The organism is Limnochorda pilosa (genome assembly GCF_001544015.1).
Taxonomy (GTDB): domain Bacteria; phylum Bacillota; class Limnochordia; order Limnochordales; family Limnochordaceae; genus Limnochorda; species Limnochorda pilosa.
In genome coordinates this window covers 1,776,963-1,803,535 of record NZ_AP014924.1, presented here as the reverse complement: position 1 = coordinate 1,803,535, position 26,573 = coordinate 1,776,963, and the positions used below count along the sequence as shown (strand labels likewise).

General features: G+C 72.3%; 25 protein-coding genes. All 25 read right to left on the bottom strand.

From position 1 onward, the window contains the following. Positions 1 to 2: 2 nt before the first annotated feature. The 25 genes from spoIIAB to LIP_RS07815 all read right to left on the bottom strand — a co-directional run bounded on the left by spoIIAB (position 3) and on the right by LIP_RS07815 (position 26,573). Complete coding sequence (gene spoIIAB / locus LIP_RS07930; RefSeq protein ID WP_082726026.1) at positions 3 to 461, bottom strand: anti-sigma F factor; 459 nt, start codon at positions 459 to 461, stop codon at positions 3 to 5. Further along, positions 437 to 844 carry an STAS domain-containing protein gene (locus LIP_RS07925; protein WP_068136564.1) on the bottom strand — a complete coding sequence of 136 codons (408 nt, stop codon included), beginning with the start codon at positions 842 to 844 and terminating at the stop codon, positions 437 to 439. The genes spoIIAB and LIP_RS07925 overlap by 25 nt, the downstream gene beginning before the upstream one ends. A 57-nt stretch (positions 845 to 901) precedes the next feature. Continuing rightward, a complete protein-coding gene (locus LIP_RS07920) occupies positions 902 to 2,080 on the bottom strand; it encodes a D-alanyl-D-alanine carboxypeptidase family protein (RefSeq protein WP_068136562.1) in 1,179 nt (392 codons plus the stop codon). 78 nt (positions 2,081 to 2,158) lie between these two features. Continuing rightward, positions 2,159 to 3,484, bottom strand: coding sequence for a thymidine phosphorylase (locus tag LIP_RS07915; protein ID WP_068136560.1), 1,326 nt, complete (start codon positions 3,482 to 3,484; stop codon positions 2,159 to 2,161). A 2-nt stretch (positions 3,485 to 3,486) separates the two neighbouring features. After that, positions 3,487 to 4,698 (bottom strand): phosphopentomutase, encoded by a 1,212-nt coding sequence (locus LIP_RS07910; RefSeq protein ID WP_144440619.1) that lies wholly within the window; start codon positions 4,696 to 4,698, stop codon positions 3,487 to 3,489. 66 nt (positions 4,699 to 4,764) lie between these two features. Next, positions 4,765 to 5,373 carry a stage II sporulation protein M gene (locus LIP_RS07905; protein ID WP_068136558.1) on the bottom strand — a complete coding sequence of 203 codons (609 nt, stop codon included), beginning with the start codon at positions 5,371 to 5,373 and terminating at the stop codon, positions 4,765 to 4,767. A 113-nt stretch (positions 5,374 to 5,486) separates the two neighbouring features. Beyond that, complete coding sequence (locus LIP_RS07900; protein WP_068136555.1) at positions 5,487 to 6,122, bottom strand: histidine phosphatase family protein; 636 nt, start codon at positions 6,120 to 6,122, stop codon at positions 5,487 to 5,489. Further along, on the bottom strand, positions 6,119 to 7,222 hold the full coding sequence (locus LIP_RS07895) for a DUF3866 family protein (protein ID WP_068136552.1): 1,104 nt from the start codon (positions 7,220 to 7,222) through the stop codon (positions 6,119 to 6,121). The genes LIP_RS07900 and LIP_RS07895 overlap by 4 nt, the downstream gene beginning before the upstream one ends. Before the next feature lie 200 nt (positions 7,223 to 7,422). Next, entirely contained in the window at positions 7,423 to 9,708 is a 2,286-nt protein-coding gene (pnp, locus tag LIP_RS07890; RefSeq protein WP_082726605.1) for a polyribonucleotide nucleotidyltransferase, read from the bottom strand. A gap of 111 nt (positions 9,709 to 9,819) precedes the next feature. Continuing rightward, entirely contained in the window at positions 9,820 to 10,089 is a 270-nt protein-coding gene (gene rpsO / locus LIP_RS07885; protein ID WP_068136550.1) for a 30S ribosomal protein S15, read from the bottom strand. A gap of 134 nt (positions 10,090 to 10,223) precedes the next feature. After that, on the bottom strand, positions 10,224 to 11,141 hold the full coding sequence (locus LIP_RS07880) for a bifunctional riboflavin kinase/FAD synthetase (protein WP_158509598.1): 918 nt from the start codon (positions 11,139 to 11,141) through the stop codon (positions 10,224 to 10,226). Positions 11,142 to 11,158: 17 nt separating this feature from the next. Then, a complete protein-coding gene (gene truB, locus LIP_RS07875; protein WP_068136541.1) occupies positions 11,159 to 12,172 on the bottom strand; it encodes a tRNA pseudouridine(55) synthase TruB in 1,014 nt (337 codons plus the stop codon). Then, positions 12,169 to 13,176, bottom strand: coding sequence for a DHH family phosphoesterase (locus tag LIP_RS07870; protein WP_068136539.1), 1,008 nt, complete (start codon positions 13,174 to 13,176; stop codon positions 12,169 to 12,171). The genes truB and LIP_RS07870 overlap by 4 nt, the downstream gene beginning before the upstream one ends. Beyond that, positions 13,173 to 13,523, bottom strand: a complete 351-nt coding sequence (gene rbfA, locus LIP_RS07865; RefSeq protein ID WP_068141745.1) for a 30S ribosome-binding factor RbfA — start codon at positions 13,521 to 13,523, stop codon at positions 13,173 to 13,175. Before rbfA ends, LIP_RS07870 begins: the two co-directional genes overlap by 4 nt. A 58-nt stretch (positions 13,524 to 13,581) precedes the next feature. Beyond that, positions 13,582 to 13,863, bottom strand: a complete 282-nt coding sequence (locus tag LIP_RS07860) for a DUF503 domain-containing protein (protein WP_068136537.1) — start codon at positions 13,861 to 13,863, stop codon at positions 13,582 to 13,584. Between the two features lie 5 nt (positions 13,864 to 13,868). After that, on the bottom strand, positions 13,869 to 15,764 hold the full coding sequence (gene infB / locus LIP_RS07855) for a translation initiation factor IF-2 (RefSeq protein ID WP_198409776.1): 1,896 nt from the start codon (positions 15,762 to 15,764) through the stop codon (positions 13,869 to 13,871). Then, on the bottom strand, positions 15,761 to 16,516 hold the full coding sequence (locus LIP_RS19290; RefSeq protein ID WP_198409775.1) for a translation initiation factor IF-2 N-terminal domain-containing protein: 756 nt from the start codon (positions 16,514 to 16,516) through the stop codon (positions 15,761 to 15,763). The genes infB and LIP_RS19290 overlap by 4 nt, the downstream gene beginning before the upstream one ends. Before the next feature lie 10 nt (positions 16,517 to 16,526). Continuing rightward, the gene (locus LIP_RS07850) at positions 16,527 to 16,886 is read right to left on the bottom strand and encodes a L7Ae/L30e/S12e/Gadd45 family ribosomal protein (RefSeq protein ID WP_068136535.1); all 360 of its coding nucleotides are present in this window, start codon (positions 16,884 to 16,886) and stop codon (positions 16,527 to 16,529) included. Continuing rightward, the gene (rnpM, locus tag LIP_RS07845; protein ID WP_068136531.1) at positions 16,883 to 17,155 is read right to left on the bottom strand and encodes an RNase P modulator RnpM; all 273 of its coding nucleotides are present in this window, start codon (positions 17,153 to 17,155) and stop codon (positions 16,883 to 16,885) included. The genes LIP_RS07850 and rnpM overlap by 4 nt, the downstream gene beginning before the upstream one ends. A gap of 7 nt (positions 17,156 to 17,162) precedes the next feature. Next, the gene (gene nusA / locus LIP_RS07840) at positions 17,163 to 18,809 is read right to left on the bottom strand and encodes a transcription termination factor NusA (RefSeq protein ID WP_082726022.1); all 1,647 of its coding nucleotides are present in this window, start codon (positions 18,807 to 18,809) and stop codon (positions 17,163 to 17,165) included. A gap of 30 nt (positions 18,810 to 18,839) precedes the next feature. Beyond that, complete coding sequence (locus tag LIP_RS07835) at positions 18,840 to 19,301, bottom strand: ribosome maturation factor RimP (RefSeq protein ID WP_068136528.1); 462 nt, start codon at positions 19,299 to 19,301, stop codon at positions 18,840 to 18,842. A 157-nt stretch (positions 19,302 to 19,458) separates the two neighbouring features. After that, entirely contained in the window at positions 19,459 to 23,094 is a 3,636-nt protein-coding gene (locus LIP_RS07830) for a PolC-type DNA polymerase III (protein ID WP_068136526.1), read from the bottom strand. A 123-nt stretch (positions 23,095 to 23,217) separates the two neighbouring features. Beyond that, entirely contained in the window at positions 23,218 to 24,255 is a 1,038-nt protein-coding gene (gene rseP, locus LIP_RS07825; RefSeq protein ID WP_068136523.1) for an RIP metalloprotease RseP, read from the bottom strand. Further along, positions 24,252 to 25,451 (bottom strand): 1-deoxy-D-xylulose-5-phosphate reductoisomerase, encoded by a 1,200-nt coding sequence (gene dxr, locus LIP_RS07820; protein ID WP_068136522.1) that lies wholly within the window; start codon positions 25,449 to 25,451, stop codon positions 24,252 to 24,254. Before dxr ends, rseP begins: the two co-directional genes overlap by 4 nt. Positions 25,452 to 25,559: 108 nt before the next feature. Next, positions 25,560 to 26,573: an AI-2E family transporter gene (locus LIP_RS07815; RefSeq protein WP_068136519.1), complete on the bottom strand. Its 1,014-nt coding sequence runs from the start codon at positions 26,571 to 26,573 to the stop codon at positions 25,560 to 25,562.

Sequence of the window (26,573 nt, the reverse complement as noted above, 5' to 3'; positions counted from 1 at the left end):
GTTCATCCCTGGCTGACCGCCGCCGGCTGCGGTCGCTTGCGGAAAGTGACCACCGTGCCCTCCCCCGGCCGGGACGTCACCTCGAGCCGGTCGGCGTACTCCTTGATGAAGGTGAGCCCCAGCCCCAGCCGCTCGCCGGGCCGGGTGGTGAAGCTGGTTTGGCAGGCCTGCTCCACGTCCTCGATGCCCGTGCCCCGGTCCGCGACCTGGACGACCAGCTCCCCCGCTTCGGTGGCCGAGACGTCGACGACGACGGGGCCAGGACCCTGCGGGTAGCCGTGGACCACCGCGTTGCTCACCGCCTCCGAGACCGCGACCTTGATCTCGTCCAACTCGTCCAGGGTGAAGTCGAGCTGGGACGCGAAGAAGGCCACCGACGCCCGGGCGAAGCCCACGTTCTCGGGCAGGCTCGGGAACTCCATGTGCACGCTGTTCTTCACTCCGGGCGTCCCGGTGTCCATGGCCCATCCCCCTCCAGCGACCGTAGCGCCTCGTGCACTGAATCGGCCCGGCCCGCCAGCCTGAGGAAGCCGGCCAGGCGCAGCACCCGCTCCACCGGGGGCTGGGGGCCCGCCACCCGGGTCTGCCCGCCCCGGGCCGCGATGATCCGGTACAGCTCGAAGAAGACGCCCAGGCCCGAGCTGTCCATGAAGCGGAGCCGGCGGAGGTCCAGCACCAGGTGCCGCCGGCCGGCCCGGGCGGGCCCCTCCCCGGGCAGGGCGGCCCGCACCTTTGCGACGCTGGAGAGGTCCAGCTCGCCCTCGAGCCTGAGCACGTCGCAGCTTCCCCGGCCGTACCGGTGCACCTCCAGCCGCGATGAGGCTTCGCTCGGTATGCCCGCCACCCCCTGGCCTCCTGGTAAGCCAGGGGATTCGGAGCCTCCCCGCGCTTCTCCTGCCGGTCAATGGCCGAAAAGGGCGTTGACGGCCTTCTCGGTCACCCGCCAGACCAGGCGCCCCAGCCCCGCCCGCTCCACCGCCTCGGCGGCCACCACGGGGACACGGCCCACCTCCCGCCCCTCCAGGCTGACCCGGACCTCCCCCACGGGTGCGCCGGCTTCGAGCGGTGCGGGGCGCGGGTCCATGCGCACCTGCCGCTCGGGGGTCGCCGCGGTCCCCCGGGGTACGGTGACGAAGAGGTCCCGGGCGGCCACCGCCTCCACCGTCTCCAGGACGCCGCGGTCCACGGGGACGCGGCCGAGGACCTCCCCCTGCTTCACCGCCGCCACGGCCCGGTACTGGCTGAACCCGTAGTTCAAGAGCCGGGTGATGTCCGCCTGGCGCTCCGCGCGGGTCGAGGCGGCCAGAGTGACCGCGATGAGGCGCAAGCCGTCCCGCTGGGCCGTGGCCGCGAGGCAGTACCCCGCCGCGTTGGTGTGACCCGTCTTGATCCCGTCCATGCCCTGATACATTCGAAGGAGGTCGTTGAAGCTGTAGAGCTCCACCGCGGCCTCGGTTCCCTGGCGCACGGTGTAGGGCCCGTAGGTGGCGACCATCTCCAGGAAGTGGGGAAGGGTCACCGCGTAGCGGGAGAGCAAGGCGAGGTCGTAGGCGCTGGTCACGTGCGGGCCGCTCTTGCCCAGGACCTCAGGCGGCAGCCCGCTGGGGTTGGTGAAGCGGGTGTCCTTCATGCCGAGCTCCTGAGCCTTGGCGTTCATCTGGTCGACGAAGGCCGGCTCGCTCCCGGCCAGGTACTCGGCCAGCGCCACCGCGGCGTCGTTGGCCGAGCCGACGGCCACCGCGTACAAGAGGTCGCGGAAGGACATCTGCTCCCCGGGCTCCAGCCAGATCTGGGTGCCCCCCATGGACGCGGCGTATTCGCTGGTGGAGACCAGGTCGTCCCAGCCCACCCGCCCGTCGCGGAGCGCCTCCAGGGCCAGGACCATGGTCATCACCTTGGTGACGCTCGCGGGGGGGAGCGGCTCGTGCTCGTTCTTCCGGTAGAAGACGTCACCGCTCTGAGCGTCCATGAGGACGGCCGCCTTGGAGCGGATCTCCAGCTCCTGCGCCCCAACGGCCCCGGCACGCAGGACCACCACAGCCACCAGCACCGCCAGCGAAGCCCGCCAGGTACGGCCCAACGGCTCCACCTCCACGGGCTCCGAGCACGGTCATGCGCTCCCGGAACCCGCTTTACCCTATGCCCGGCGGGCCGGGGCCTATGTCTCGTCCATCGCCTCCTCGGCGAGCCTCCCACGGACCAGGGCGGGGGGCGCCGGTCGCTCCTGGCTCAGGCGGAAGGCGTCCCGCACCCTGGTTCGGACCGCCTGGGCCTGATCCGGGGTGTGGGCGTGGATCCAGGCCAGCGGCTCTCCGGCCTCCACCGCGTCGCCGACCGCGCACGCGACCTCGAGCCCCACGGCCAGGTCCACGGGGGCGCCCGGGCGGTCCCGCCCAGCCCCCAGGGCCATGGAGGCCAGACCCAGATCCCGGGTGGCGATGGCGCCCACGAATCCGAACGCCGGCGCCTCCACCGGCACCCGCACCTCCGCCTGGGGCAGGCGCCGGGGGTCGTCCACCACCCGCGGGTCGCCGCCCTGAGCCTCGATCATCCGCTGGAAGCGCTCGGCAGCCTCCCCCGAGGCCAGCAGCCGCTCCAGGTGGGCCCTGGCCGCGGCCGGATCCTCCTCCACCCGGCCCAGGCGGAGCATCTCCGCGCCCAGGACCAGGACCAGCTCCCGCAGGTCACGAGGCCCGCCGCCCTTCAGGGTCTCGATGGCCTCCCGCACCTCCAGCGCGTTGCCCACCGTCCTTCCCAGGGGCTGGTCCATGGAGGTGAGGTAGGCGACCGCCTTCCGCCCCGCCCGGCGGGCCACGGACACGCAGGTCCGGGCGAGCTCCGTCGCCTGCCGCTCGTCGGGCAGGAAGGCCCCGTTCCCCACCTTCACGTCCAGCACCAGCGCGTCGGCCCCGCCGGCCAGCTTCTTGCTCATGATCGACGCGGTGATGAGGGGCACGCTCTCCACGGTGGCCGTGGCGTCGCGCAGGGCGTAGAGCTTCTTGTCGGCCGGTGCCAGGTCCACCCCGGCGCTGGCCACGGCCACCCCCACCCGCTCCACCACGTCCAGGAAGGCGGCGAGATCCATCTCCACCCGCAGGCCCGGGATCGACTCGAGCTTGTCGAGGGTCCCCCCCGTGTGACCCAGGGCGCGGCCCGACAGCTTGGCCACCGTCACGCCGCCTGCGGCCGCGAGGGGGGCCAGGATGAGGGTGGTCTTGTCCCCCACCCCACCGCTCGAGTGCTTGTCCACCTTCACCCCGGGCAGGAGCGAGAGGTCCAGCTGGCGGCCCGAGTTCGCCATGGCCAGGGTGAGGGCGGTGGTCTCGCTCTCGGTCATGCCCCGGAAGAGGATGGCCATGAGCAGCGCCGCGCTCTGGGCGTCGCTCACGCTGCCGTCGGTGACGCCGCGGATCCAGCCGGCAATCTCGTCCTCCGAGAGCTCGCCGCCTTCGCGCTTCTTCAAGATCAGCTCGTACGGCCGCACGCTCAGCGCTCCTCTCCGGGCAGCTCAGGAAGGAAGCTGGTGCCCTCGTCCGACGGCCCGAGGCCGAAGCCGTCCGCGAGGGTGGCCCCCAGGTCGGCGAAGGTCTGCCGGGTGCCCAGCGCGAGTCCGGGGCGCCCTGGGGCGTGCCAGAGCAGCGGCACGTACTCCCGGGAGTGATCGGTGGAAGGCGTCGTGGGATCGCAACCGTGGTCTGCGGTGAGGATCAGCCGGTCGTCGGGCGCCAGGGCGTCCAGGAGGCGGGGCAGGAAGCGGTCCACCTCTTCCAGCCCCCCTGCGTACCCCCGGGCGTCGTTCCGGTGCCCCCAGAGCATGTCGAAGTCGACGCAGTTCGCGAAGATGAGGCCCGGCTCCTGCGCGTGGAGGAGCAGATCGAGGGTGGTCTCGAGTACCGCCTGGTTGCCGTGCGCGTGGACCGAGCGGGTGATCCCCCGGCCCGCGAAGATGTCGCTGATCTTCCCCACGGCCCGCACGGCCAGCCCCTGCTCGCTCAGGCGGTCGAGCAGCGTCGGCCGGGGCGGGGCCAGGCTGAAGTCGCGGCGGTTGTCGGTACGGCGGAAGACGCGGCGGCGCCCGCCGGGGCCTTCTTCGTCGAAAGGCCCGAGGAAGGGCCGGGCGATGACGCGCCCCACGGCGTGCTCGCCCCGGAGCTGTTCCCGGGCCACCGCGCAGATGCGGTAGAGCTCCCCCGGGGGGATCACGTCCTCGTGGGCCGCCACCTGGAAGACGCTGTCCGCGGAGGTGTAGACGATGGGGCGCCCCGTGCGGACGTGCTCATCGCCCAGCTCCTGGATGATCTCCGTTCCCGAGGCGGCCCGGTTGCCCAGGACCTTGCGCCCGATGGCCTGCTCGAAGGGCTCGATCACCTCGGGCGGGAAGCCGTCGGGATAGGTGGGGAGCGGGCGGTCCAGGGTGCAGCCCATCATCTCCCAGTGACCGGTGGTGGTGTCCTTCCCCGGCGCGCGCTCGGCCATGCGGCCGTAGGAAGCCAGGGGCTCGGGGACGGCCTCGAGCCCTGGGCCCGCCACCAGCCGGCCCAGCCCCAGCCCGTTCAGGTGGGGCACCTTCAGCCCCCCCACCGCCCGGGCGGTGTTGCCCACCGTGTTCGATCCCTCGTCGCCGTATCGGGACGCGTCGGGCAGCGCGCCGATGCCGACGCTGTCCAGCACCAGCACCACCGCCCGCTTCCAGGCCATGCGCTCCATCGATGGTTGCGCCTCCTCGGTCGCCTGCATTCGTCGCCCGCTCCGCGCCTCCTTCCGTCAAGGGAGCAGGCGCAGGGAGAGGGCCACGACCTGGGGTGTGACATAGGCTTCCACATAGCTTGCTCCGGTGAGGACGAGGGTCGCCGCGATTGCGGTGAGCCCGTCGGCCAGGAGGCGCGCCCGGGGCGGCGGCCTTCCCTGGAGGAGGCTTCGCAACAGGGCGGCGGAGAAGCGTGCCGTGGCCACCGCCAGCAGGCAGAGCGCCGGCAGGGCCAGGAGGTTGTGGGGCACCAGGGCCAGGAGCGCGGTCCACCGCCCGTTCCCCGCCCACCCCCAGACGAAAGCCGCCGCGAAGCCGAGCTCGAACCCGCGCCAGAAGAGGACCACCCAGATCAGCGGCAGCCCGGCCAGGGAGAGGCCCAGGAGCCAGGCGAGGCCCGCGCTCTCCACCAGGTTCCGGCGGAGCGCGGCCGGAAGGAGGCCGGGTCCTGCCGGGGGCGGGCCCTCGGGGAGGACCAGGCTGCTCTCCACCTGCCGGCGGACCGCCTCGGGCAGCGCGGCGGCCCCCAGAATCCCGGCCACCAGCGCGGAGAGGAGGACGCCGGCCGCAAAGAGGATCCAGAGCCGGTAACGCCCGGGCGCCGGCCGTGGCACCGACCGCCGCATCCCCACCCCTCCCCGGCGCCCGGCGGCATTGGGGCTGATCCGCACCGGCCGGGGCACGTGGGCGGGCGCTGGCACGCCCGCCCGTGGGTAGGTCTACGCCGGGGAGGAAGCGGTCATGCCTGCTTCTGGGAGACCTGCCCGTCGGGGTGGATCTCCAGGTGGCCGATGTCGTTCAGCCGTTCCAGGCGCACGCGGTCCGGCCAGAGCCGCAGGATGGTGAGGCCGGTGTTGAAGAGGATGATCTGGGGCCCGCCGCCGCCGGCCCAGCCCAGGAGGTGGCGGAGCATGGTCTGGAGGGTACCGCCGTGGGAGACCACCAGCACGTGCCCGTCTCCGGCGCGGAGCTCCTCCACCAGCGATGCGGCCCGCTGGGAGACGTCCTCCAGCGACTCGCCCCCCGGCGGGCGGAAGGGCCAGGGGTCCTCGCCCCAGCGGTGGTACGCGGCCTCGTCCCGGGCCAGCACCTCTTCCCGGGTGAGGCCCTCCCACTCGCCGAAGTGCCGCTCCCGCAGCCGCGGGTCGGTCTCCAGGGGCACCTCCCGCTCGCCCAGCACGATGCGCGCCGTCTCCTGGGCGCGGGCCAGGTCGCTGGTGAGGGCGCGGTCGATGCGCCAGCGCTCCATGCGCCGGGCCAGACGCCGGGCCTGGTCGCGCCCCCGCTCCGAGAGCTCCACGTCGCTCTGGCCCTGGATGCGCATGATGCGATTCCACTCGGTCTCCCCGTGCCGTACCAGATAGACGACGCTCACCCGTCCACGCCTCCTTGCCGGCGCCGTGCCCGGCGCCCCGCCTCCCACCCGGCGGCGAGCGCGGCCTCGAAGAAGGCCTGCTCCTCCTCCACGTCCCGGCCCATGGTCCGCGCCTCGGGTTCCGCAGCCAGGGCGCGCACCAGATCCCGGCTCACGGGCACGTGCACCAGGCGGTGCCGGCGAAGCACCCCCGCCTCCCAGAGCTGTCGCTGGAGGCCGCGCAGGCGCCCCCGGTCGTGCAGGAGCGGCAGCACCACCGTGGCCGGCCGGGCCGCCACCCGCCCCAGGGCGGTGAGGGTGTGGTGGCTCACGCCCTGGTGGCGCACCCGGGCGTCCCTCTGGGAGATCCGCACCACCGCCACCGGGTCTCCGCCCAGGGCCGACGCCAGGTCCAGGAGGCTTCCCTGCTCCAGGGCGGTGTGGCCCCAGGCGCTTCCGGTGCCCGTGATGCCAGGTCCCATGATCACCGCCGCCCCAGCCGCTCCCAGCACGGTACGGGCGGCCAGGAGGCCGCTCGCGGGGTGGACGGCCTCCAGATCCCCGCCGAAGGCGTGGCCGCACGTGACGGTTCCGGCCAGGAGCCCCCGGGCCCGCAGCGCGGCCGCCGAGCGGCTGAGGGCCGCGGGCAAGGCCCCGCCGTCGGTCATCACGTAGGCCAGGGGCAGGCCTCCCGAGGCCGCCTGGAAGCCCAGTGCGACGGGCAGGAGCTGGGAGTGGAGCGACCCCACCACCACCGGCATGCCTTCCAGGTCTCCCTCGCGCAGGCGGTCCGGGGCGGCCTCTTCCACCGCCTCCACGGCCAGCTGCCACGGCGTGTAGCGGAGCTTCATGATCCGTCCGGGAAGCGGCGCGCCGGGCGGCAGCCGCCCGGGCACCGCCGCGACCAGGTGGTACCCGCCGCTGCCGAGACCCAGCTCCAGGGCCGCGGTGTTCAGCCAGACCCGGTCGCCCCGGGCGAGGGGGCCGGTGAGCTCCGGGTAGCAGAGGGCCTCGGCCTCTTCGCCCTCCACCCGGACCGTGCACCGCTGGGTGCGGGGCGAGGTCTCGAGGATCCGGAGCACGGTCCCTTCCTTCAGCCGCAGGCGTGCCCCGCCGGGCACAGCGCCCCCTCCTTCCCCGGGGCCGAACGCGGGCTGCGGGGTGCGGGCACGCACAAAAGAAGCAGGCACCGGGATGCCTGCTTTCTCGGGCGGCCGCGGTTCGCCCCGCGTGCGGGAAGCCCCGCCTTCGATCCGCCGAAAGGCCCCGTCGCCACGGGCCTTGGGCCGGGACCGGCACCGGACGTGCCGGTCCCAGCGGGCTACGACTCCCGCGGGCGCCCGCCGCCCCCGGGCCGGGGCGACCGACGGCGGTCCCCGTCACGACGCGGTGGCCGGCGATGCTCGCCCCCGTGCTCCCTGGGCCCGCCGCGGCGCTCGCCGCCGAACCCGGAGTCCCGCCCCTCTCGATCCTGCTGCCCGTTGGATGGGAAGCGGGCCTCCTCGGCCGCCCACTGCTCCTGGGTCAGCGCGTCCTTGCGCGAGAGGTTGATCCGCCCCAGCTCGTCGATGTCGGTGACCTTCACCGCGACGTCGTCTCCCAGCTGCAGCACGTCCTCCACGCGCCCCACCCGGCCCGGGGCCAGCTTGGAGATGTGCACCAGCCCCTCCTTGCCCGGCAGGATCTCCACGAAGGCGCCGAAGTTGGTGATCCGCTTGACCTTCCCGCGGTAGGTCGCGCCCACCTCCACGTCCCGCACCAGGCTCTCCACCATCTCCTGAGCCCGGCGCCCGCCCTCCTCGTCGATGGAGGCGATGTAGACGTGGCCGTCGTCCTCGATGTCGATCTGGACGCCGGTTTGGTCGATGATGTTCCGGACCACCTTGCCGCCGGGGCCGATCACGTCCCGGATCCGGTCCACGGGGATCTGGAGGGTGATCACCCTCGGGGCGTAGGGCGACAGGCTGGGCCGCGGCCGGTCGATGACCGCTTCCATCTTGTCCAGGATGAAGAGGCGACCCTTGCGCGCCTGCTCCAGCGCCGTCCGCAGGATCTCCCGGTCGATGCCCTTGATCTTGATGTCCATCTGGATGGCCGTGACCCCGTCGCGGGTGCCGGCCACCTTGAAGTCCATGTCGCCCAGGGCGTCCTCGATGCCCTGGATGTCGGTGAGCACCGCGAAGCGCTCTCCGTGCTTCACCAGCCCCATGGCCACCCCCGCCACGGGCTTGCGGATGGGCACGCCCGCATCCATCAGGGCCAGGGTGGAGCCGCAGATGCTGGCCTGGGAGGTGGAGCCGTTGGAGGAGAGGACCTCGGAGACGACGCGGACGGTGTAGGGGAACTCCTCCTGGGAAGGGATGACGGGGAGGAGCGCCCGCTCGGCCAGGGCCCCGTGCCCGATCTCACGCCTTCCCACCGAGCGCATGGGACGCACCTCGCCGGTGGAGAAGCCTGGGAAGTTGTAGTGGTGGATGTAGCGCTTGCGGTCTTCCTCGCGCAGGTCGTCCAGGAGCTGCTCGTCCGACTTGAGCCCGAGGGCGACCGACGAGAGCACCTGGGTCTGCCCGCGGGTGAAGAGGCCCGAACCGTGCACCCGCGGCAGGAGGCCCACCTCGCACCAGATGGGGCGGATCTCCTCCAGCCCGCGCCCGTCGACCCGCTCGCGGTCCTCGGTGATGGTCTTCCGGACGAACTCCTTCAGCAGCTTGTCGAAGACGACCTCCACGTCCTTCACGTGGGCGGTCGCCTCCTCGCCGCGCTCGGCCTCGAAAGCCTCCACGACCTCCTTGCGCAGGAGGTCCACCGCGTCCTGGCGCGCCAGCTTGTCGGGGTTCTTCACGGCTCCCTCGAGCTTGGGCTCCACCCAGGCGCGCGTCCACTCGGCCACGGCCGGGTCGGGCTGGTAGAGCGCGGGCTCCACCTTGGGCCGGCCGATCTTCTCCCGCATCTGATCCTGCAGGGCGATCACCCGCTTGATCTCCTCGTGCCCGAAGAGGATCGCCTCCAGGACCTGCTCCTCCGGAACCTCGTTGGCACCCGCCTCGACCATCATCACCGCGTCGCGGGTTCCAGCCACCACCAGGTTAAGGTCGCTCGCCTCGGACTGCTCGCTGGTGGGGTTCAAGACCAAGCGCCCGTCCACCAGGCCCACCCGCACACCGGCGATGGGCCCCAGGAAGGGGATGTCCGAGATGGTGAGCGCTGCCGACGCCCCCGCCATGGCCGCGATCTCCGGCGAGTTGTCGTGGTCCACCGAGAGGATGGTGGCCACCACCTGCACGTCGTTCCGGAACCCGTCGGGAAAGAGGGGGCGGAGCGTGCGGTCGATCATGCGCGCCGCGAGGATGGCGCCCTCCGGGGGACGGCCCTCCCGCCGGCCCCAGCCGCCGGGGATGCGGCCGATGGCGTACATCCGCTCTTCGTAGTCCACCAGCAGCGGGAAGAAGTCGATCCCCTCCCGGGGCTGCTTGGACATGGTGGCCGTCACCAGCACCACCGTCTCCCCGTAGCGCACGAGGACCGCCCCGTTCGCCTGCCCGGCCAGCTTGCCGGTTTCGAGCACCAGCGTCCGGCCGGCGAGCTCCATCTGGAAACTCTCTGCCATGTTCACCAAGAACCTCCTACGTGGATCCGCCCTAGTTATCCCCCCAAAGGGAGCACGGGATACAGGCAGACCGCCCATCAACATGGGAAAAGAGCGGCCAGGCCGCTCTCCTCAGTGACGCAGCCCGAGCTCATCCACCAGAGCCCGGTAACGCTCGATGTCCTTCTTTCGGAGGTAGTTCAGCAAGCCCCTGCGCTGGCCGATCATCTTGTAAAGGCCGCGCCGGGAATGGAAGTCCTTCTTGTTCTGCTGGAGGTGCTCGGTCAGCTCCTGAATCCGCCGGGTGAGGAGCGCCACCTGGACTTCCGGCGAACCCGTGTCGCCCTCGTGCCGGCTGAACCGGCCCATGACCTCCACCTTTTCTTCCCTGGCCAGAGCCACGCTCTTCCTCCTTCCTCTGCCGGGGTGCGCCCCCGGCCCGTGAACGGCCGGTGCGGCGTGGGTCCCGTTCGCCTGATCGCCCGTACGTTTCCCGACGCCACTATAACACAACGCAGGCTCTTGTCAAAGACGGCTCACAACCCGAAGTACCGCCGCGCCTCCCGAAAGTCCTGCTCGATCTGCGCCCGCAGCTGGTCGGCCCCGTCGAAGCGGACGATGCCCCTCAGCCGCCGCGTCAGCGCCACCCGTAGGCTTCGGGCGTAGAGGTCGCCCTGGAAGTTCAGGAGGAAGACCTCGAAGGCAGGCTCGTCCTCCTCGAAGGTGGGCCGGCGGCTGTAGACGGCCAGGGCGGGGTGCCCGGCCCCGTTGCTGCCCCCCTGGAGGGCCGCCTCGGCCAGGTAGACGCCCTCGGCGGGCACCAGCTGGGAGCGATCGAGCTCCAGGTTGGCCGTGGGGTAGCCCAGCACCCGCCCGCGGCCCCTGCCCGGCACCACCCGCCCTGTGAGGCTGTACGGGTGGCCCAGCATCTCCTGCGCCTCCGCGAAGGCGCCCTCCTGCAGGGCCCGCCGGATCCGGCTGCTGGAGACGCGCTCTCCCTGCACCCGCACCGGAGGGATCACCCGCACCCGCACCCCGCGGGCGGCGGCCCACCCCTGCAGGAGCGGCACCCGCCCCTGGGCCCGGTGGCCGAAGGTGAAGTCCTCACCCACCACCACACCGCACAGGGCAAGCCGAGCCCCCAGGACCTCCTCCAGGAAGCGCTCGGGAGGGAGGGCCGCGAAGGCCGGGTCGAACCGGGCCACCACCAGGTCGGGCACCCCGTAGTGCGCGAGCCAGAGCGCCTTCTCCCCCAGGGGGGTGAGGAGCCCGGGCAGCGCCTTGCGCCGCAGGACCACGTCGGGGTGCGGCTCGAAGGTGAGGGCCAGGGCCCCGGTGCCAAGCTCCCGCGCGAGGTCGGCGGCTCGCGCCAGGATCGCCTGGTGGCCCACGTGGATGCCGTCGAAGTTGCCGATGGCGGCCACCCCGCCCGCGGGCGGGGTCCCGGGGGCCACGCCATCCAGCCATGCGATCAGCGCGGCTCACCTCCTCCCACGGGTTCCAGGACCCGCACGGGCTGCCACGTGCCGGAGGCCCCGCCATTCACGGCACCGGCCGCCCGCACCAGGCAGACCAGGCGGCCTGCACCGTCCAGGACCCGAGCCAGGCCGGCGGGCGGCTCCGGGGGCTCCCCGGGCCCGGAGCGCATCCCGGGGGCAGGCGCCTCACGGGGGAACCCCTCCAACGCCACCGCGTTGCCGTGGCGCAGGCGCTCCAGCACCGCGGGCTCGTCCACGCGGAAGGCGGGAAGGTGCGCGACCATCTGGGCCGGGGGGACCAGCAGCTCTTCCAGCCTTCCGGCGGCCGCCGCGCGCTCGAGCTCTTCCAGGGTGTGGCTCTCCTCCAGGCGATGGGGTCCGGACGCGGTGCGCACCAGGAAGGAGAGGTGGGCCCCGCAGCCCAGGCGCTCGCCCGCGTCCGCGCAGAGCGAGCGCACGTAGGTGCCCGGCGAGCAGGAGAGGTCGAAGAGGATCCGCGCCCCGAAGGTGAGCGCGTGAGGGTCGTCGGGAAGGATCCGCACCACGTGGATCTCGTGGATCAGCACCCGCCGGGGGGTGAGCTCGACCTCCACGCCCCTGCGGAAGAGCTCGTAGAGGCGTTCGCCTCCATGGTGGCGGGCCGAGACCGCCGGGGGCGCTTGGAGCTGCTCGCCCACGAACCCCGCGAGCACGTCTCCCACCCGCGCGGGCGGGATGCGGAAGTCGGTGCGGATCTCCACCGTGCGGCCCCAGCCGTCCCCCGTGTCGGTGCGCACGCCCAGGGTCATCTCGGCCCGGTACGCCTTCCGTTGCACCGGGAGGAAGGGGAGCAGCCGCGTCGCCGGCCCGAGCAGCACCGGAAGGACGCCCGCCGCCCCCGGGTCCAGGGTGCCGGCGTGCCCGACCTGCCGCAAACCCGCGAGCCTCCGCACCACACCCACCACGTCGTGGGAGCTCATCCCCGGTGGCTTGAGCACGTTCAGCGCGCCCACCACGGCGCCGTTCACCCCCCGACCCGCGCGCCCTGCCCCAGCGCCGCCTGCACCGCCCGAACCACCTCGTCCACCGCCTGCCCCAGAGGGCGACGGACGGTGCACCCGGCCGCCCTGGGGTGGCCTCCCCCCTGAAACGCGGCGGCGATCCGGCTCACGTCCACCGATGACTGGGATCGGAGGCTCACCCGCACCGCGCCCGGCTCCACCTCCCGGAAGAGGAGGGCCACCTCCACCCCTTCCACCATGCGCGGGTAGTTGACGAAGCCATCGGTCGCATCCGCCCTGGCCCTGGGATCGTCCCCGGCAATCCAACCGTGGGGCAGGGCGATCCAGGCGATGCGCCCGTCGTCCGAGCGAGCCAGGACCGACAGGGCACGGCCCAGGAGCTGCATCTCGTCGAAGGTGCGCCGCTCGTACAGGTTGTGGGCCACCTCGTCGGGACGGGCTCCCGCCAGAAGGGCCTCACGGGCCACCGCCAGCGCCTCGGCGCTGGTGTTCGAGTAGCGGAAGGAGCCCGTGTCGCCCATCAAGGCCGCGTAGAGGAAGGTGGCCACCTCGGCGTCCAGCCGGAGCCCCCAGTGGCGGATGAAGCGGTGGATCAGGAGCCCCGTGGCCGCGGCCGAGGGGTCGATCAGGCGGGCTTCCGCCGGGTGGCCGCTGGGCGTGGTGTTGGTGGCGTGGTGGTCCAGGTTCAGGAGCCGCTCCGCTGTCTCCACCAGCGGTTTCAAGCGGCCGATGCGGCTTGGCTCGCAGTCCACCACCCAGAGGGTCTGCCAGGGCCCGCGCGCGAGCGCCTCGTCGGGCCCCAGAACCTCCCCGGATCCGGATAGGAAGCGGCAGCTCAGGGGCGGCGGATCGGGGCTCGCGGCCTCCACCGGCAGCCCCGGGCGCACCCGTCGCAGGACCCAGCGGGCCGCAAGGATGGAGCCGATGCTGTCCGGATCGGGGTCCTCGTGCGCCACCACCAGCGTGGGGCCGGCCTGCTCCAGGAGGCGGGCCATCTCCGCGACGGTCATGGGCCGGGTTCCTTCCCCTCGGTTCGTATCTCGTGCAGGAGCCGGTCGATCCGGGCCCCGCGCTCCACCGACGCGTCGAACCGGAAGTCCACCTCAGGCGTCAGCCGCAGCCGGATCCGGCGTCCCAGCTCGGTCCGGATGAAGCCCTGGGCAGCCCGCAGACCCTCCTCCGCCTGGCGGCGCGCCTCCTCGTCGCCGTACACGCTGAAGAAGACCTTCACGTGGGAGAGGTCGTTGGAGACCTCCACGTCCGTGACCGTCACGAACCCCACGCGCGGGTCTTTCAGGTTGCGGACGACGTCGCCCAGCTCCTTCTTGGCCTGTTCGGCCACCCTCCGCACCCGCAGCGGGCTCGCCACCTGCCCCACCTCCCTGTCGCTTGCAGCCTCGCGGCCGGCTCCGCCCTCAGGCCAGGCGAACCTCCACGCGGTCCACCTCCACCTCGCCGTTGGACTCCACGAAGTGAAGGACATGGCCCAGGATCTGGTGGGCGTGGGCCGCCTCGTTGCTCACGCACGCGACCCCCACCGTGGCCCGGTTCCACAGGTTCTGATCCCCCACCTCGGCCACAGCCACGTGGTAGCGCACGCGAATCCGGTCCACCAGGCTGCGGAGGATCCGCCGCTTCTCCTTGAGGGAGCGCGGGCCCGGGAGGAGCAGGCGGATCTCCGCGATGCCCACCACCATGGGTCTCAGGTCCGGGCCGGGACGGCCACCATCTGGTAAGCTTCGATGACGTCCCCTTCCTTGACGTCCTGGAACTTCTCGAAGGCGAGGCCGCACTCGTAACCCTGGGCCACGCTCCGGACGTCCTCCTTGAAGCGGCGCAGGGAGCCGATCACCCCGTCGTGGACCACGACCCCGTCCCGCAGGAGCCGGGCCTTCGCGCCCCGCCGGATCTCGCCCTCGGTCACGTAGCAGCCCGCCACCGTACCTCCGGGCACGTGGAAGATCTGCCGCACGCTGGCCTGCCCGACCACCTTCTCCTCGAACTCGGGCTCGAGCAGGCCCTGCAGGGCGGCCTGGACGTCGTCCACCACCTGGTAGATGATGGTGTAGGTGCGGATCTCCACGCCCGTCCGGTCGGCGGCGCGCCGCGCTGCGCCGTCGGGGCGCACGTTGAAGCCGATCACCACCGCATCGGAGGCCTGGGCGAGGGTGACGTCCGTCTCCGAGATCGCGCCCACCGCACCGTGGATCACGCTGACCCGCGCCTCATCCCGGCTCAGCTTCTCCAACGCCTGGCGAACGGCCTCCAGGGATCCCTGGACGTCCGCCTTGAGCACGACGTTCAGCTCCTTGGCCCCGGCCTGACGCTTCTGGGTGAGCTGGCTGAGGGTCACCACACCCCCTCGGGCCTCAGGCTGCTGCCGGGCCTCGGCCCGGGCCTCGGCCTGCTGGCGCGCCTCCCGCCCGCCGGCGACCACTTCGAGCAGGTCACCGGCCTCGGGCACGTCGTCGAAGCCCAGGACCTCCACAGGTGTGGCCGGGCCGGCCTCTGAAACGCTCTCCCCCCGGTCGTTGAGCATGGCGCGCACCTTGCCCGCCACCGCCCCCGCCGCCACCGGGTCCCCCAGGCGCAGGGTGCCGTTCTGCACCAGCACCGTCGCCACCGGTCCCCGGCCGCGATCCAAACGGGCCTCCACGATCACGCCCGAGGCCGGCCGGTCCGCGTCGGCCTTCAAGTCCCGCATGTCGGCCACCAGGAGGATCATCTCCAGGAGCTCGTCGATCCCCTGGCCCTTCAGGGCCGAGATGGGGGCGCAGACCGTGTCGCCACCCCAGTCGTCGGGCACCAGACCCTGTTCGGCCAGCTGCTGCTTGACCCGATCGGGGTCGGCACCGGGACGGTCCATCTTGTTGATGGCGACCACGATGGGAACCCTGGCCGCCTTGGCGTGGTTGATGGCCTCCACCGTCTGGGGCATCACTCCGTCGTCGGCGGCCACCACCAGCACCGCCACATCGGTCACCTGGGCGCCCCGGGCCCGCATGGCCGTGAACGCCTCGTGCCCGGGGGTGTCCAGGAAAGTGATGCTCCGATCGCCCACCGTCACCTGGTAGGCGCCGATGTGCTGCGTGATGCCGCCGGCCTCCTGCTCCACCACGCGGCTCTTGCGGATGTGATCCAGCAGCGTCGTCTTGCCGTGGTCCACGTGGCCGAGGACCGTCACGACCGGCGGGCGGGAGGTGAGGTCGGCCCCTTCGTCGCCCTCACCGACACGACCGTCCGCGCGCTCCCGCTGGGGACGCTCCACGGCCACCCCCAGGCTCTTGGCCACTTGCTCCGCGGCCTCGAAGTCGATGGACTGGTTGATGGAGGCCATGATCCCCGCCTTGATCAGGCTCTTGATGAGCACCACGGCCGGAATGGCCAGCTTGTCGGCCAGGTCGGAGACCGCGATCCGGTCGGGGAGGATGATCCGATCAGGGCGCTGGCGCTCAGGCTCGGGCACAACCGGCCGGGCATGGCCGCCGCGCCGGTGGCCCCGGTGGGGCAGCTGCCGGCCGTCGTCCCCTGCCTTCCGGAAAGGCTCGTTCCCGCCGCGCCCGCGCGCGCCACCGGCTCCCCGGCGCCCCCGGTTCACCTCGCCCGGCCGCGGCCCCGCGGCGGGCCGCGGCGCCCCGCCTCCAGGTCTGCCCGCCGGTGCCCCGCCCCCGGGTCTGCCCGCCGGGGGGCGGCCGCCGCCCACCCCCGGACGCCCGCGGCCACCCCCTGCCGGAGGCCGGCCGCCAGCCGCCTGCGGGCGGTAGCCGCCCCCGCCCTGGCCCGACCGCGGGCCTCCCCCACCCTGGGACGCCCGTCCACCGGAAGCCCGGCCTCCGCCGTAGGACCCGCCCCCGTGAGACCCCGAGGGACGCGCCCCCCGCCCGGGCGATGCCCCCGGGGCTCCCTGCGGCCTTGGGGACCGGGCCGGCCCCCGCCCGTTGCCGCCGGGTGCGCCCTGAGGACGCGACCCTCCTGCCCTGCCGGCGTCACCCGCGGCCCGAGGAGCCGGACGGGCCGCTCCTGCCGGGCGGGCACCGGTGCCAGGACCTGGCCCCTGAGGGCGGCGGCTGGGTGCCGCCGCGCCCGCGGCGGGCGCTCGGTCGGGCCGGGCCGCCTCGCCCCGCGCGGGGCCGGCCGGGCCGCGCGGGCCGGCGGCGCCGCCGCCCCCGCTGGCCGGGCCTCGGGGGGGTGACCCCTACCAAAGCGCTGCCGGGCCTCGGCAACGGCCGGATCGCTCACGAGACTCATGTGGTTCTTCACGTCCAACCCGCGCCCGTTCAGGAACGAGATCACATCCTTGCTGTCCACGCCCAGCTCTCGGGCCAGCTCATAGACGCGTACACCGCTCATACCATCACTCCTAATCGCTCTCCAGACTCTCTTCCCCACCGCCCGGCCGACCTGCCGGCTGAGACGCGAGCCGTTCCACGACAGCCTTCGCGAAGCCCCGGTGCGTGACCGCCACCACCGCCCGCGGGCTCTGCCCGAGGGCTTCACCGAAACGAACCTTGTCCCCCACCTCCTGGACGGCCACCCCGGCGCGCGCCGCCGCTTCGCGGAAGCGCCTCCGGGTGTTCTCGGAGGCGTCTCTCGCCAGCAGGATCACCTGCGCCTGGCCCGACTTGCAGGCGGCCAGGACGGCCCGATCCCCCGACACGACCCGGCCTCCGCGCCGGGCGAGCCCCAGCATGCTCAGAGCTCCCTCAAGCCCCGTCTTCACCAGGTGACCTCCTGCAATGCGGCCCGCACCCGCTCCAGCACTTCGGCCTCCACCGGATGCCTCAGCGCGCGTTCGAGCCCCTTGCCGCGGACGGCCTTCTCCAGGCACTCCATGTTACGGCAGAGGTAGGCGCCCCGCCCGGACCGCTTTCCGGTGGGGTCCAGTTCCACCGCTCCCTCGGGCGTCCGGACCACCCGCACCAGCTCGCGCTTGGGTCGCGTCGTCCGGCAACCCACGCAGGTACGCTCGGGAACGTGCCGCTGCGGCACCCTGCCCTCACTCCCGGTTCAGGAGCTTGGCAAGCTCCGAGAGATCCTTGACGACACCCTTGGACTTGGCCCGGCGCTCCTTCTCCCGTTCCTTCTTGGCCTGCCGCTCCGCCATCTCGCGGGCCGCCTGCTCGCGGTTCTGGAAGAGGCGGCTGAGACGGTCCAGTCGCTCGTCGGTGTCCGGCTCCTCGTTCCCCGAGACGAAGACCGTCTCCTCCGCGGCCGCCTTGGGAGCCGCCGCCCGCTCCTCCTCGTCGCCGAAGAGCGAGGGAAGCTCCTCTTCCTCGGTGTCCACGTCGGCCTCGATGGCCTCCTCGATCTCCTGGCGGGCCACCCGGGTCTTGGCCTTGCGGGCCGCCGGCGGCGTCTTGGCCCGCTTGGGCTCCTCGGGTTCCGGTTCGGGCTCCTCGAGCTCCAGCTCGAAGGCGGGCTCCGGCTCCTCGGGTGCTTCCGCCAGCTCGGCCACGGGTTCGAGCTCCTCCGGCTCCAGCTCGGGTTCGAGCGCGGGCTCCGCCTGGGGCGCAGCCTCGGCCAGGACGGGCTCGGGCTCCACCGTCTCGGCCTCCACCGGTTCGACCGCAGGCTCCTCCGTCCTGGGCTGGGCCTGGGTGAAGATCATCTCCGCCATCTGAGCCTCACTCTTGATGTCGATGCGCAGACCCGTCAGCTTGGCGGCCAAGCGTGCGTTCTGCCCTTCCTTGCCGATGGCCAGCGAGAGCTGGTACTCGGGCACGACCACGGTGGCGGTCTCCTGATCCTTGCTGATGAAGACGTCGGAGACCTTGGCCGGGCTCAGCGCGTTCTTCACGAAGCGGCGCAGGTCGGGATCCCACTGGATGATGTCGATCTTCTCGCCCCGGAGCTCCTGCACCACCGCCTGGACCCGGATGCCCCGGGGTCCCACGCAGGCGCCCACGGGATCCACCCGGTCGTCGCGCGACCAGACGGCGATCTTGGAGCGCTTGCCCGCCTCCCGGGCGGCCGCCCGGATCTCCACGACGCCGTCGCGGATCTCGGGCACCTCCAACTCGAAGAGCCGCTTGAGGAGCCCCGGATGGCTCCGGGAGAGGATCACCTGCGGTCCCTTCGGCGTCTGGCGAACCTCGGCGATGTAGGTCTTCAACCGCTGGCCCCGGTGGTAGTTGTCGCCCGGCATCTGCTCCGAGGGCGGAAGGAGGGCCTCCACCTTGCCCAGGTCGACGTAGACGTTGCGCCGGTCGACGCGCTGGACGGTTCCGGTGACGATGTCCTCGGCCCGGTTGGAGAACTCGTCGTAGATGAGCGCCCGTTCGGCCTCGCGAATACGCTGGATGACCACCTGTTTCGCCGTCTGCGCGGCGATGCGGCCGAAGTCGCGCGGGGTGACCTCCACCTCCACCACGTCGCCCGGCTTGTAGGAGGGATCCACCTCCCGGGCCGCTTCCAGCGAGATCTGCACGTTCGCGTCCGCGACCTCGCCGACCACTTCCTTCTGGGCGTAGACGGAGATGGTGCCCGAGCGCTCGTCCACCTCCACCCGCACGTTCTCGGCATTGCTGAAGTTCCGCTTGTATGCGGAAACGATGGCCGACTCAATGGCCGAGAGCAGGATCTCCTTGGAGATGCCTCGCTCCTGCTCCAGCTCGTTGAGAGCCCCCACCAGTTCCAGATTCATGACACGAATGGACCTCCCATCGCCTCCCGGTCACAGCTCTGCGACCAGATGGGCTTTCGCCACCCTGTCCAGGGGTATGCGCACCTCTCCCGTGGCCGTCTCCAGGACGACCTGGCCGTCGTCGACTCCCAAGAGCCTGCCTTCCCAGCTGCGGGAACCCTGGATGGGGCCGTAGCTCCGCACCCAGACCAGGCGGCCCTTGAAGCGCTGGAACTCGGCCGGCCGCCGCAGGGGCCGCTCGAGCCCGGGCGAGGAGACCTCCAGGCTGTACGAGCCGGGGATCGGATCGACCCGATCCAGCTCGTCGCCGAGGGCCTGGCTCACCCGCTGGCAATCGTCCAGCGTGACGCCTCCCTCACGATCGATGCTGATCCTCAGGATCCAGCGACCGTTCTCGCTCAGGTACGTCACGTCCACCAGCTCCACCCCGCACGCGTCCGCCACGGGTTGGGCCAGGGCCTTTACCTGCTCTTCGATCGTCTCGCGCCTCACGCCGGACCACCCCACCGCTCCCTGCCGGGCTCAAAAGGGTCCAGACAGGACGAAAGAGTGGGGATCGCCCACTCTTCCGCCGCAACGCCTCCAAGACAGGGCCAGTATAGCGCAACGGCGCACAGGCTGCAAGGGGGGGGCTCTCCGTCTTTCAAGGTCAGAACAGGCTTAGTTGGTCCCTTTCGGGCAGGTCTCCGAGAGCGCCGTGCTCGCGGAGGACGTCGACCACCGTGCGGCTCACCCGGGCCCGGCTCTGGAGGTTCTCCATGGAGCCGAAGGGGGTCCCCCGCCGAGCTTCGGCGATGGCCAGAGCCGCCTGCTGGCCGACGCCGGGCAACGCCACCAGCGGCGGGCGGAGGCAGGCGCGCGCGCCCGCCGGGGACTGGCTGTCCGGCTCCACCTGGAAGCGGGTGGGATGCGAGCGGTAGAGGTCCACCTTCGAGAAGCCGATCCCCCGGGCCAGGGCCTCCAGCACCACCTCCAGGATGGTGACCACGTTCCGGTCCCGGGCCGTCGCCTCGGCACCCCGCTGCTCGAGGCGCTCCATCTCCCGGCGGATCGCCTCCTCCCCCTTGGCCACCAGGCCCGCGTCGAACTCCTCGGCCCGCACCGAGAAGTAGACGGCGTAGAAGGCCGCCGGGTGATGGACCTTGTAGTAGGCGATCCGGAAGGCCATGGTCACGTATGCGACCGCGTGGGCCTTGGGGAACATGTAGCTGATCTTGCGGCAGGAGTCCACGTACCACTGGGGCACGCCGTGGGCCTTCATCACCGCCTCTTCCTCGGCCGTCAGGCCCTTCCCCTTGCGCACGTGCTCCATGATCCCGAAGGCCTGCTCGGGTTCGATCCCCTGGCGGATCAGGTGGATCATGATGTCGTCGCGGGTCGCGATCGCGTGGTTCAGGTCCGCGACCCCGGTGCGGATCAGGTCCTGCGCGTTGTTGGTCCACACGTTGGTCCCGTGGGAGAACCCGCTGATGCGCACCAGCTGGCTGAAGGTGGTGGGCCGGGTCTCCTCCAGCATCTGGCGGACGAAGCGGGTCCCGAACTCGGGGATCCCGATGGTGCCCACCGTGCTGCCGATGCGCGAGGGGTCCTGGATCCCCAGGGAGGCCACGCTGGAGAAGAGGGCCATGGTCTCCGGATCGTCCAGGGGGACGCTGCGGGCGGGAACCCCTGTCTCCTCCTCCAGCATGCGGAGCACGGTGGGGTCGTCGTGGCCCAGGAGGTCCAGCTTCACCAGCCGCTCGGAGATGGCGTGGTAGTCGAAGTGGGTGGTCACCACGCCCGAGTCCCGGTCGTTCGCGGGGAACTGGATGGGCGTGAACTGGTAGATCTCGTACCCCTGGGGCAGGATCATGAGCCCCCCGGGGTGCTGGCCCGTGGTGCGCCGGACCCCCGTGCACCCCTGCACCAGGCGGCTGATCTCCGCGCCCCGGGCCTGCTTGCCCTTCTCCTCCAGGAACTTGCGCACGAAGCCGTAGGCCGTCCGGTCGGCCAGGGTCGCGATGGTGCCGGCCCGGTAGACGTGGTCGGGTCCGAAGATCTCCTCCGCGACCTTGTGGGCCGTGGGCTGGTACTCCCCTGAGAAGTTCAGGTCGATGTCGGGTACCTTCTCGCCGTGGAAGCCCAGGAAGGTCTCGAAGGGGATGTCAAAGCCGTGGCGCTCCAGGGGCTCGCCGCAACCCGGGCAGGCCTTGGGCGGCAGGTCGACGCCGGCGCCCACGGACCCGTCGTCGAAGAACTCCAGGTGGTGGCAGCGACGGCACAGGTAGTGGGGCGGAAGCGGATTCACCTCGGTGATGTCGCAAAGGGTGGCCACCAGCGACGAGCCCACCGATCCCCGGGAGCCCACCAGGTACCCGTCCTCCAGTGAGCGGCGCACCAGCCGGTGGGCCGCCAGGTAGAGGGAGGCGAAGCCGTTGCCCACGATGGAGTTCAGCTCCCGGTCCAGCCGGTTCTGCACCCGTTCGGGCAAAGGGTCGCCGTAGAGCTCGGCAGCCCGGCGCCGGGCCATCTGGGTGATCTCCTCCGCGGCGTTGGGCAGCTCGGGCGCGTGGAGGCCGTCGGGCACCGGCACCAGGTCCTCCACCGATTCGGCCAGGCGCCGGGGCTGGGTGACCACCACGTCGCGCGCCCGCTCCTCGCCCAGGTAGGCGAACTCCTCCAGCATCTCCTGGGTGGGGCGCAGGTAGAGGGGGGCCGGGTTCTCCACGTCCTCGTACCCTTGGCCCGCCTGGATGATCTGGCGGAAGATCTGATCCTCGGGCTCCACGAAGTGGACGTCGCCGGTGGCCACCACCGGCTTGTCCAGCCGATCGGCCAGGGAGACGATGCGGCGGTTGAAGGCCCTCAGGTCCTCCTCGCTCCCGGCCACGCCCTGGTCGATCATGAAGCGGTTGTTGGCCAGGGGCTGGATCTCGAGGTAGTCATAGAAGGAAGCGATCCGGAGCAGCTCGTCGTCGGGCGCCCCCTTCACCATCGCCCGGAAGAGCTCGCCCGCTTCGCAGGCGGAGCCGACGATGAGCCCCTCCCGCAACCGGATCAGCTCCTGGCGCGGGACGCGAGGCTTCCGGTAGAAGTAGCGCAGGTGGGAGAGGGAGACCAGCTCGTAGAGGTTCCTCAGCCCCTGCTGGGTGCGGGCCAGGAGGATGATGTGGTAGGTGCGGCTGCGGGGCGAGGGGTCGTCGCACAGGTACCCTTCCATCCCGAAGATCACCTTGATGCCCGCCTTCTTGGCGGCCCGGTACGCGTCCGGGAAGGCCTGGACCACACCGTGGTCGGTGAGGGCCACGGCCGGGTGGCCCCACGCGGCCGCCTGCGCGATCACCTGGTCGACGGGGCTGAGGCCGTCGAGAGCGCTCATCTTGGTGTGGAGGTGGAGTTCCACCCGCTTCTCGGGGGCGGTGTCGACCCGCCGGGGCGCTTCGATCGCCTCGGCGTCGCGGGCCTCCAGCACCAGCTCCTCCCGGAAGCGATCGAGGGCCGGAACGCCCCGCACCCGCAGCCACGTACCCGGGCGGACCGCCTCCTCCACGTCGGCCCGGTGCGGCTCCCGGCCCCGGTCGAAGAGCTTGATCCGGATGGAGTCGGTGCGGTCGGTGAGGTCGATCTGGACCAGCTTCGCCTCCCGCCCGTTCCCGAGCCCGTTACCCTCTGGGCGCGGCGCCCGCTGGCCGTTGCCGCCCGACGCCCGGACGGGCCGGCTCTCGATGGCGATCACCTCGCCCTGCACCACCACCTCGGGCCCGGGCTCCTGCAGGGCGCTCATGGGGGTAATGGCGGCAGCGGCCGGGATGGGCTTGCCCCACCGGAACGCCGCGCCCGATTCGCCCGGAGGGTGCCCGTTGCGGCCCCGCGGAGGCTTCCCCCCCGCGCCGGCGGCGTCGGCCGGCAGGCTCTCCTCCCAACGCGGGCGGAAGCTCTCCTGGAGCCAGCGGGCGTAGGCCGCGTCGTCCTGGGGCGGTCCCGCCGCGGGCGGGTCCGGCTCCGTGCGGGCGCCCTCCAGGCCCGCCGCTTCCGGTGTCAGCACCGGGCCAGGCATGGTGTCCAGGTAGACCCGGTCCACGCCATCCACCGCCCGGGAGAGAAGGGTCTCCACCTCGCGGAGGAGGACCTCAGGCAGGCTTCCTTCCAGGTAGAGACGCCACCACCGGGCGCCGGGGTCCACCTCTACCTGAAGGATGCGACAGCGCAGCAGCTCCGCGGGAGCCGGGGTCGGGACCCCGGCCAGCTCCCACAGGCGCGCGAGGCTCGGTTCCGAGGGGGACGGAATCAGGTAACGCGAAGACACGAGGGCTCTTCCTCCGAATCATGGGCTCCAGCGGCGGCCCCGCGGGGTGGCCGCCAGGATCTCCCAAGAGCTTCGAGGCCGGAGGCTGGAAACCCTCGCGGGCGCGGTGAGGGCGCGACCCCTTCACTCCGCGAAGGGGTGGAAGAGCCGCAGGATGTCCTGGTAGGTGGCGAAGAGCATCAGCGCCATGAGGAAGGCGAAGCCGATCACCTGTACCCAGCCCTGTTGCTCGGGGGCCAGGGGCTTGCCGCGCACGCCCTCCAGGCCCAGGAAGAGGAGCCAGCCGCCGTCCAGGGCAGGGATGGGCAACAGGTTGAGCAGGCCCAGGTTGACGTTGAGGAGTGCGGCCAGCGTCAGGAGCGAGAGCCACCCGCGCTCGGCCGACTGGCTCACGACCTGGAAGATTCCCACCGGACCCGCGACGTCCACGGGCGCCCGGTGGGTGATCATGGACCAGATGCCGACGACCAGCGCGCGGGTCATCTCCCAGGTGCGCGCCGCACCCTCGGGAAGGGCTCGCCACCAGGGCACACCGGCGCTTCCGCCGACGATCTGGACTCCGATGCGGGTGATCCCGTCGCGCTGCGCCTCGGGCCGGATGGAGAGCTCCACGGGTTCCCCGTCCCGGAGGAGGCGCACCTCGATGGGACGCCCCTGGCTCTGGGTGACCCACCGGTTGACGTCGCCGGTTTCGGCGACCGCCCGCCCGTCGATGGCCACGATCACGTCGCCGGGCTGGACCCCGGCCCGGGCCGCAGGGCCCCCCTGCTCCAGCCCCACCACCTCCACGGGGATGGTGGCGGTGCTGATCAGGGCCAGGAAGACGACGGCCTGAACGAAGTTCATCAGGGGACCGGCTAGGATGACCAGGGTCCGCTGCCAGAGCGGCCGGCCCCCGAAGTGGCGCGGGTCCTGGGGCTGCAGCCCCATCTGCTCGTCCTCGACGGGCTCCATGCCCGCCAGCTTGCAGAAGCCGCCCAGGGGAACGATCCGCACCGAGTACCGGGTGCCCCGCCAGCGCCGGCTCACCAGCGCGGGGCCGAACCCCACCGAGAACTCGTGCACGCCGATGCCCAGGAGCTTGGCCGTGCCGTAATGACCCAGCTCGTGAAAGAAGACGATCGTTCCAAAGACGAGCACGAAGGCCACAAGGGAGTTCATCGAACCCCGCTCCTTTCGGCCAGGGCCTGGCAGAGGCCCTCGGCCTGCTGGCGCGCCCACTGGTCCGCCTGGCGGACCTGCTCCAGGTCCGGCGCCTGCACGCCCTGATGGCGCTCCAGCACCTGGTGCACCACCGTCTCGATCTCCACCAGCCGCAGGCGCCCGTCCAGGAAGGCCTGGACAGCCACCTCGTCGGCGGCGTTCAGGACGGCCGGGTAGGTGCCGCCCAGCCGCCCCGCCCGGTACGCGGCCTCCAGGAGCGGGAAGCGCTCACGGTCCGCCGGCTCGAAGTGGAGCGCACCCAGCCGGGCCGGGTCCAGTGCCGGCACGGAACCGTGGGCCGTCTCGGGAAAGAGGAGCGCCCGCTCCACCGGAAGCCGCATGTGGGGCGTCGCGAGCTGCGCGGTGAGGGAGCCGTCCGACCAGGCCACCAGGGCGTGCACCACACTCTCGGGGTGAACCACCACCTCGATGCGGTCCCACCCTACGTCGAAGAGCCAGCGGGCCTCGATCACCTCGAAGCCCTTGTTCATCAGCGTGGCCGAGTCCACGGTGATCTTGGGCCCCATGGACCAGGTGGGGTGCTGGAGCGCCTGGGCGACGGTCGCCTGGGCCATCTCCGCCCGGGCCGCGGTCCGGAAGGGACCGCCCGACGCCGTCAGATAGAGCCGCTCGGGACGCCCGCGCTCGCCTTCCAGGAGCTGCCAGAGCGCGCTGTGCTCGCTGTCCACCGGCAGAAGGGTGCCGCCCCCCTGCTGCAGCGCTTCCCGGACCAGGTGGCCCCCCGCCACCAGGCTCTCCTTCGTGGCCAGCGCCACGGTCTTGCCCGCCCGGAGCGCCGCCAGAGTGGGAGCCAGGCCGGCGAAGCCGACCACGGCCACCACCACTATGTCCACCTCGGCGGCCTGGGCCATCTGCACCATGCCGGCCTCCCCCACGGTGATCTCCACCCCGTGGGCGACGGAGGCGGGAAGCAGGCGCCTGAGACGCTCCCGGACCTCGGGCGAAGGGACGTTCAGCCAGCGCACGCCGAACCCGGGGGCCTGCTCGGACGCAGCCTGGACCAGATCGTCCACCCGGCGGCCCGCAGCCATCCCCACCAGCTCCAACCGGCCCGGGTGATCGGCCACCACAGCCCGCACCTGCCGGCCGATGGAGCCCGTGGCCCCCAGGAGAACGACCCGTTTGACGGACATCCCTCCACCCCTGCGGTATTATACCACAGGCCCTCGCCTCGACCAACGCACGGAACGCCGGAGCCACCCGGCCAGGCCATCGGCGGGCACACGGCCGGCCCGCGGAGCTCAGCGCCGCCCCTCCACCAGGAGCGCCTTCACCGCCAGGGCCAGGACCGGCCCCAGCAAGAACCCCATGAGGCCCAGGAGCCGGCTGCCCAGATAGACCGCGAGCACCACCGTCAGCGGGTGGAGCTGGGTGCGCCCTGCCACCACGCGGGGCTCGGCCGCCTGCCGGGCCGCGAAGACCCCGAGGCCCGCCGCTGCTGCCGCCAGCGCGCCCACGGGCGCGCCCTGCAGGGCCCGCACCGCCGCCAGCACCCCGAAGACCGCCGTGGGGCCCAGGAAGGGGACCAGGTCCAGGAGACCCGCCAGGAGGCCCAGGCTCAGGGCGTAGGGAGAGCCCAGCGCGAGCAAGGCCAGGGAGGAGAGGATCGCCGAGAGGGTGACCAGCAGGAGCTGGGCGTGCAGGAAGGCCGCCACCTGCAGGAGGAGACGGCTCCGCAGGCGAGCGGCCCGGCGCCGGAGATCGGGAGGGGTGTAGGCCACCACCGCGCCCGCGAGCAGCCGCCGGTCGCGGCTCGCAAAGTAGGCCACCATCGTGGCCACAGCCAGGGGCCAGACCAGCGACGGGGCCCGCGCCAGCGCCCGCACCGCCGCCTCCACCCACTGGCCGGCGGCTCCGTAGGCCGACTCCAGCGCCCGCTGGGCCAGCCCTTGCAGCAGGGGCGGAAGCGCCTCGGTCCACGCGCCCGCGACCGCGGCAGGCCCGCTCCCTCCCCGCTCCAGGGCAGCGCGCAGCTGCGGCAGGGCACCGGCCAGCTCGCGGACCTCCCCGAAGAGTGCCGAGCCCACCCACCCCACCAGCGCTGCCATTCCCAGGGCGGAACCCGCCAGCACCGCGAGGGCGGCCACGCCCCGCCCCAGCCCCCGGCGCTCGAGGGCGGTCACGGGGCGGTCGATGAGCACGGCCAGGAGCAGGCCCAGCACCAAAGGTCCCAGGTGGGGGAGGAGGAGATAGAAGAGGAGCAAGCCAACCCCCGCGCCTGCCGCAGCGACAACCCAGCCCTTCGAGCGCGTCAC